This window comes from Salinibacterium sp., assembly GCF_031364185.1.
Lineage (GTDB): Bacteria > Actinomycetota > Actinomycetes > Actinomycetales > Microbacteriaceae > Rhodoglobus.
On record NZ_JANLVV010000365.1, the window covers coordinates 1 to 4,991 of the forward strand.

Annotated in this window: 6 protein-coding genes; 5 read left to right on the top strand and 1 reads right to left on the bottom strand. The window is 61.2% G+C overall.

Annotated elements, in window-relative coordinates:
• Nucleotides 1-369 (top strand): UbiA family prenyltransferase (locus RMN95_RS15990; protein WP_309617901.1); only part of this gene is annotated, 369 nt, incomplete at its 5' end.
• Here the strand turns inward: RMN95_RS15990 and RMN95_RS15995 are convergent.
• Nucleotides 366-1,319 (bottom strand): COX15/CtaA family protein, encoded by a 954-nt coding sequence (locus tag RMN95_RS15995; protein WP_309617902.1) that lies wholly within the window; start codon nucleotides 1,317-1,319, stop codon nucleotides 366-368. The genes RMN95_RS15990 and RMN95_RS15995 overlap by 4 nt on opposite strands.
• 386 nt (nucleotides 1,320-1,705) lie before the next feature.
• On the opposite strand from RMN95_RS15995, the gene sufB reads away from it, so the two are divergent.
• From sufB to RMN95_RS16015, 4 genes are all read left to right on the top strand, one after another.
• Nucleotides 1,706-3,124: a Fe-S cluster assembly protein SufB gene (gene sufB / locus RMN95_RS16000; RefSeq protein ID WP_309617903.1), complete on the top strand. Its 1,419-nt coding sequence runs from the start codon at nucleotides 1,706-1,708 to the stop codon at nucleotides 3,122-3,124.
• Nucleotides 3,124-4,317, top strand: coding sequence for a Fe-S cluster assembly protein SufD (gene sufD / locus RMN95_RS16005; RefSeq protein ID WP_309617904.1), 1,194 nt, complete (start codon nucleotides 3,124-3,126; stop codon nucleotides 4,315-4,317). The genes sufB and sufD overlap by 1 nt, the downstream gene beginning before the upstream one ends.
• Nucleotides 4,314-4,646 carry a non-heme iron oxygenase ferredoxin subunit gene (locus RMN95_RS16010; RefSeq protein WP_309617905.1) on the top strand — a complete coding sequence of 111 codons (333 nt, stop codon included), beginning with the start codon at nucleotides 4,314-4,316 and terminating at the stop codon, nucleotides 4,644-4,646. The genes sufD and RMN95_RS16010 overlap by 4 nt, the downstream gene beginning before the upstream one ends.
• A 35-nt stretch (nucleotides 4,647-4,681) precedes the next feature.
• On the top strand, nucleotides 4,682-4,991 hold a 310-nt coding region (locus tag RMN95_RS16015), incomplete at its 3' end, for an ATP-binding cassette domain-containing protein (protein WP_309617906.1).

The following is a 4,991-nucleotide window of genomic DNA, read 5'->3' on the forward strand; positions in this document are numbered from 1 at the left end:
ATCGTGTTCCTCTGGACCCCGCCGCACTATTGGCCGCTGTCGATGAAGTACCGTGCCGACTACCAGGCCGTGAACGTGCCCATGCTCGCCGTGGTACGAGGTCGCGCCGTGGTCGGCCTCCAAGTGATCCTGTATGCATGGGCAACGGTCGCATGCTCACTGCTGCTGATCCCGATCGGCGGCATGGGCATTCTGTACACGGTCGTCGCGCTGGGTAGCGGAGCCTGGTTCATCATCGAATCGCATCGGCTCTACAGCACCGCGATTCGGCATGGCGAGGTGCGGCCCATGCGCGTCTTTCACAGTTCGATCAGCTACCTGACGCTCGTATTCGTCGCGGTAGGCATCGACCCGCTCCTGCCGTTCTAGACGAAAACGCGCTCGGCTTCGACCTCAGTGTGCGGCGGCGGTGCTGTTGGGGTTGCCCTCAGCGAGAGTAGAACCACAGTCATGGACGCGGCCAGAGCTCCGGCAAGAATCATGTGGATGCCCACCAGAACCTCGGGCAGGCCGAGCCTCGCCTGGGCCACGCCGACGATGACCTGCACGGCCTCGATCAGAAGCAGCGCGAAGATCCAGCGTCGCTCGATGGGGAATCGGATAATGACGACCGCGAGCAAAACGCTGAGGCCAACCGTGACGTACGCGGGCCAGCTGTGCACGTGCTGCAGGAACGCCGGATCGAGGCCATTCCTCGGCGCTGGCTCGTCAGGATTCGAATTATCGCCAGCATGGGGCCCGGAGCCGGTGGTCAGGATGCCGACCGCGACGGTCACGGCGACGGACGCCGCCGTGAGTCTCCCCAGCACGACCACCCGGGGCGGCACCAGCAGTTCGCCCCCACGGGCGCCGTTGTATACCCGCCACACGAGCGTCGACGTCACGGACACGAGCACGACCGACACCGCAAAATGCGCACCCACCACGTAGGGGTTGAGTCCGGTGAGGACGGTGATTCCCCCCAGGACGGCCTGGAACGGGATGCTGAGCCCCTGCAGCAGGGTGAGGCGGAACAGATCGCGACGTTGACGACGAAATCTAATGACCGAGAGGAATGCAGCGATGGTGATCGCAGCGAGAACAAACGTCAGCAGCCGGTTGCCGAATTCGATGAACCCGTGGATGCCCATCTCGGGCGTATTCACGAAGGAGCCATCGGTGCATTGGGGCCAGGTTGGGCACCCCAGTCCGGATGCCGTCAGCCGAACTGCACCGCCCGTGCCGATCAACGCCAACTGGAACGCGAGCGACAGCCACGCCGTCACTCTCACACGCCGATCGACACCGGTAGGCAATCTGTCGATTAGTCCGGTCACCATGCGATTCACCACGAAAATTCAGTCCTTCCAACCAATCCATGACATCTTAGGCAGCCTCCGCTGTGTGTCTGGCCGTGGCCCGCACCCGGAGTCTGGTTGTTTGCCGCCATATCCGGTCAATACCGCTCAGTCCCTGTAAGATTGGGGGTGTTCTCTGCACGCGACCGTGCCGATCAGTCAATGTTGACGACGGGCCATCATGCCCCGTCCTGCCCTCAAAATGACAGGCCGTGAAATGCTGCCGTCACCAGCATCCGCAAGCATGAGCGACACGCAGCGAGCTGCACACGGCGAGTTGCACACAGCGAGCTGCACACAGCGGGAACTATTGCGAAGGAATGCCGCGGCAGCCACCTCGGTTAGCCACGGTAGGAAAGAGGAAAGCAATGACTGACGTTCTGATTGATCGCCCTGAGCTAAACGGTCTCGGGCAGTACGAGTTCGGGTGGTCAGACTCCGACTCGGCAGGAGCCTCTGCGCGCCGCGGAATCAACGAGGAAGTCGTCACCGACATCTCCCGCCTCAAGAATGAACCCGAGTCGATGCTCAAGCTGCGATTGAAGGGGCTCGAACTGTTCCGTCGCAAGCCCATGCCCACGTGGGGCGCTGACCTTTCCGGGATCGACTTCGAGAACATCAAATACTTCGTCCGCTCCACCGAGAAGCAGGCGCAAAGCTGGGAAGACCTTCCCGAAGATATCCGCAATACGTACGAGAAGCTGGGAATTCCCGAGGCAGAGCGAAAGAGGCTTGTCTCGGGCGTGGCCGCTCAGTACGAGTCTGAGGTGGTGTTTCACTCCATCAACGCCGAACTCGAAGCGCAGGGCGTCATCTTCATGGATACCGATACTGCGCTGCGTGAGCATCCCGAATTCTTCGCCGAATACTTCGGAACCGTCATACCCGCAGGCGATAATAAGTTCGCGGCGCTCAACACCGCAGTGTGGTCGGGCGGATCTTTCGTCTACGTCCCCAAAGGCGTCCACGTTGAAATCCCGCTGCAGGCCTATTTCCGCATCAACACGGAAAACATGGGGCAGTTCGAGCGCACCTTGATCATCGCCGACGAAGGCTCGTACGTGCACTACATCGAGGGATGCACGGCGCCTATCTACAAGTCTGACTCGCTGCACTCCGCCGTAGTGGAAATCATTGTCAAAAAGAATGCCCGAGTTCGCTACACGACAATCCAGAACTGGTCGAACAACGTCTACAACCTCGTGACGAAGCGCGCTATTGCTCACGAGGGAGCCACGATGGAGTGGATCGACGGCAACATCGGCTCGAAAGTGACGATGAAGTACCCGTCGATCTATCTGGTGGGGGAGCACGCCAAGGGTGAAACCCTGTCGGTCGCGTTTGCAGGCCCGGGCCAGCACCAGGACGCTGGCGCAAAGATGATTCACATGGCGCCGTACACGACGTCATCCATCGTCTCGAAGTCCATCGCGCGCGGCGGAGGTCGAGCCGGGTACCGGGGCGAAGTGCGCGTGGATGAGAAAGCCCATCACTCTGCCAATACGGTTCGCTGCGACGCTCTACTGGTCGACACGTTCTCACGGTCCGACACGTACCCGTCCATTGACATCCGCGTGGATGATGTACAGCTGGGGCACGAGGCGACCGTGTCTCGCGTCAGCGCGGAACAGCTCTTCTACCTGCAGTCGCGCGGAATGCCTGAGGATGAGGCGATGGCCATGATCGTCCGTGGCTTCATCGAGCCGATCGCGCGTGAACTGCCCATGGAATATGCGCTCGAGCTCAATAAGCTCATCGAGATGAGCATGGAAGGGTCCGTCGGATAGTGTCACTCGTCACCACCCCCGAACAGCAGGGCGCGAAAGCGCACAGCGACGGCGGATGGGGTGAACCCGGGTATGTTCCGGTTCAGACCCGTTCGGCGCGCTTTTCTTCGGTCGAGCACAGCGACTTTCCGAAGGTCACCGGTCTCGAGTCCGACTGGAAGCTCACGCCGGTTTCCCTTGTCAGGTCGCTCATCGACGGAGAACTCAACGGAGCACACTACGACTACGTCGCTGACGTGCGGCCCGGAGTAGTCATCGAGTGGATCGACCGCACTGACCCTCGGATCGGAAGCGCCGGCATCCCGGAAGAACGCGCATCGGCCAACGCCTGGTCGAGCTTCGATGAGGCGCTCGCCATCACGGTTACCTCGGAAGAACACGTCACCGTGACCCTCACCCGCTCGGGCCTGGGCTCGGCGCCACGCGCCGCGCACATGCTCATTATCGCGAAGCCGAATAGCAATGCGACGGTCATCCTCGAATCGTCTGGTCCTGCAACCCTCAGCGAGAACGTTGAAGTTGTGGTCGAAGACGGCGCGACTCTGACGGTGGTGTCACTGCAGGAATGGGCAGATGATGCCCAGCACCTCTCGAGTCATTTCGCGACCGTCGGCCGCGACGCCCGACTCAAGCACATCGTCATCTCGCTCAGTGGCGCCGTGGTGCGTCTCAACCCGTCGGTGCATCTCTCGGGAGAGGGTTCGGACGGCGATCTCTACGGTCTCTACTTCGCCGACGCCGGCCAGCATTTCGAGCAACGGGTCTATCTCCACCACGTTGCCCCGAACACCAAAGGCCGCGTCAACTACAAGGGGGCGCTGCAGGGCAAGGGTGCCCGAGCGGTCTGGGTGGGTGACGTGCTTATCGGTCCGGATGCTGCCGGCACAGACAGCTACGAACAGAACCGTAACCTCGTTCTCACCGAGGGCACCAGGGCAGACTCGATCCCAAACCTGGAGATCGAAACCGGAGACATCCTGGGGGCTGGCCACGCCAGCGCGACCGGTCGTTTTGACGACGAGCAGCTCTTCTACCTTCAGGCTCGGGGCATTACCGAAGCCGAGGCGCGTCGCCTCGTCGTGATCGGTTTTCTTTCCGAAATTGTCCAGAAGATTGGCAACCCCGAGCTGGAAGCCCGACTGCACTCTGCCATCGAAGCCGAACTCTCGCTCACCGGGGTGGTTATCCCATGAGCGCCGAGCGCGTCTGCACCACGGCCGAACTCCAAGAGAACAAGGCCTTCCGTGTGGTGCTGGATGGCACCGCCATTGTCGTGGTCAAAGATTCGAGCGGTGCCGTGCATGCCATCGGTGATACCTGCACTCACGGAGACATCTCGCTGGCCGAAGGATTTGTCGAAGATGAGACAATCGAGTGCTGGGCGCACGGCTCACAATTCTCGCTCTCCACCGGCAAACCCCTCAACCTCCCGGCTTACGAGCCGGTGCCGGTGTTCGACGTGGTAGTCGACGACTCAGGTGTTGTCTACATCGACCCCGCCAACTCAACCCTGGCCTCCTGACCCGGCACGGTCACGGCCCTAAAGGAAATAGAACAATGTCAGTACTTGAAGTCAAAGATCTCCACGTCAGCGTTGAGACAGAACAGGGCACCAAGCGGATCCTGAACGGGGTCAACCTGTCGATCGCGCAGGGTGAGATTCACGCCATCATGGGGCCGAACGGATCGGGCAAGTCAACGCTCGCGTACTCCATTGCCGGGCATCCCAAGTATCACGTCGAGAGTGGCACAGTCCTGCTTGACGGCGTCGAGGTGCTCACCATGAGCGTCGATGCGCGCGCCCGAGCCGGCCTGTTCTTGGCCATGCAATACCCGGTTGAGATTCCCGGGGTGCGGATGGCCGACT

Coding starts and splice junctions, on each gene's coding strand:
- RMN95_RS15995 (WP_309617902.1), bottom strand. CDS start 1,319: ATGGTGACCGGACTAATCGACAGATTGCCTACCGGTGTCGATCGGCGT.
- sufB (WP_309617903.1), top strand. CDS start 1,706: ATGACTGACGTTCTGATTGATCGCCCTGAGCTAAACGGTCTCGGGCAG.
- RMN95_RS16010 (WP_309617905.1), top strand. CDS start 4,314: ATGAGCGCCGAGCGCGTCTGCACCACGGCCGAACTCCAAGAGAACAAG.